Origin of the sequence: Chitinophaga sp. (assembly GCF_036566945.1) — a bacterium.
GTDB lineage: Bacteria > Bacteroidota > Bacteroidia > Chitinophagales > Chitinophagaceae > Chitinophaga.
In genome coordinates this window covers 1-2,033 of record NZ_DATCVJ010000981.1, presented here as the reverse complement: position 1 = coordinate 2,033, position 2,033 = coordinate 1, and the positions used below count along the sequence as shown (strand labels likewise).

The window sequence follows — 2,033 nt, the reverse complement described above, 5'->3', positions numbered from 1 at the left end:
TTAAGGACCAGAATTTTCCGGTACAACTCCAGCGTAGCCGGGCCTTTATGGGAAAGCAGCGGGGCAAAAAGATCGTGCAATAATTTCAAGGCATCGCGGAATTCAGTCATATAGTCATCGATGATGGCTTTATATTCGAAGAAGATATGACCGTAGGTACTCACTGCCTGGAAAGGTGGTTGCAGGTTATTATCCTGTAACCCTATGGCCGGATTTACAATAGCCAGTTTGCGGTAGCCAAAGCGGGGAATGGTTAACAACGGCAATTGCAATACGGGGCGCAGAAAGCGGTCTACCGCCGCAATATCGATATCATCGGGAGAAAATGCGCTGGAAAAAAGCGACTGATCATCATCATCTTTCGGGGCTTCTATGCCTGCTGCTCTGGCCATAGCGTTGCGGGTAACCAGTACCCAGTATAGATCAGGGCCTGTTTCTTCATTACCGGGAAGTGCCAATAGCAGGATGATCTTATCCCTGTTCAGATTCCGTTCAGGAATATCGTCCGGATGCTGTTGTTTCAGGGAATCGATGGTATCGGGTGTGGCATCGTCGGGCGCCAGCTGCAGGAACTCCATATGTTTGGGGTCCAGCTTATCCAGTTTCAGGTAAGCGAGCATAAACTGACTCACCTTTTGGCTGTTAGCGTTGGTCGTCTCCTCATTATCATTACCGCCGGGCAGCGGCTTTATGTAATAGCGAAACTTCTTCTCCGGGGTATGTAAGATCGTCCCATCCGGCAGTATCACCGTGCCTTCCGACACGTCAATAGAGCAATCGTTATTTACGTGTACTTCCAGACCGCAAACCACGCCGTTGCCGGCAAAACAGGTATCAATATGTTCTTTCATGAATGGGGTATTAGAAATAATGAATCTGATTTTCCTTCCAGCTATTCATCAGTGCCACCAGGACATCATTGGCTTCGGCAAGACCGGGCTGCAGTTTAGTGCAAAGCCGTTTTATCCATTCGTTGTAGGCGGCTTCAAATGCCAGCATGTCTGTTCTGCTTAACAGCACATACCGCACAGAAAGATGGGCGGGCATTTCGCGGCGAAGTGTTTGCATAAACACTTCCAGCCGGTCGCTATCCTGAAAACGATCTGGCCAGTCCGGCAACACAATGGTGATCCAGAATGAGTAGGGGTCCAACAGCCTGACATCTTCCGGACAACAAATCATGGGTGTCAACAGCTGAGTAAAAGTGTTATTACGCGGCCGCAAAAGAATATGTTCGAGCAAATGAAAACTATCGTCGTTACAATTCCCGGAGGCCAGTCCTCTGATATATTCCAATCGTTTGGCTGCTCCATCCCTGCCCGGCGTAGGTTCCAGCATCAGCGCATTTTTAGCAGTGCGTAATGCAGCTGGTACATTTAACCAGAAACCTACCACATTTTCATCTACCATATCATAGGAACTGCTATCACCGGCGCGGTTCAGAAAATCGAGTCTTGCTTTTTTCGCCTGGTCAAAGCTTCTGAATTTTTCTACGCTCACCAGCAAACGCATGCCCCCGGCTCCTTGCGGCCGGATATAAAACACGTACTCTGTTTCAGCGCCGGTATTTCCCAGGTTATCGGTATCTCCTACGCCCACCTCAAATACCGGTTCACAGGTAATGGTATGCCGGGTAGCATCGGGCATACCAAGGATCGCGCATACTCTTTTACGTACGCCTTCCACGTTATCTGTTTTCCAGTAGCGGAATTCATCTTTATCAAACTGATATACAAATCCGCTGCCCCGTTTAGCACCCAATGCAGGCACCTGCTGCAGGAAGCGTTGTTTATCGGCAATACTTTCTGACAGTCCTTCATCAATCGCCCATGCATCGCCATCAGAAAGCGGCATTTCAATGCGGTATAACTGAAGCGCATAGTCGGTGAACTGTTCCCCAAAACGCGCCAGCATATGATCCAGCAGGCGGTTATGATAAAGCTGCTGATCGGTGTCACTGCCAGCTGTCAGTTGTTTCAATGCTGTGATATAAGCGTTTTGATCGTCTGCTTTAAACGCCTCCCATTCCGGGT

The 2,033-nt window shown here is 48.9% G+C and carries 2 protein-coding genes; both read right to left on the bottom strand.

All coding sequences use genetic code 11. The features are described from left to right. Positions 1 to 851: hypothetical protein (locus VIP81_RS29390; RefSeq protein WP_331970178.1), on the bottom strand; the 851-nt coding region annotated here is incomplete at its 3' end. 10 nt (positions 852 to 861) lie between these two features. After that, on the bottom strand, positions 862 to 2,033 hold a 1,172-nt coding region (locus tag VIP81_RS29385), incomplete at its 5' end, for a hypothetical protein (RefSeq protein WP_331970175.1).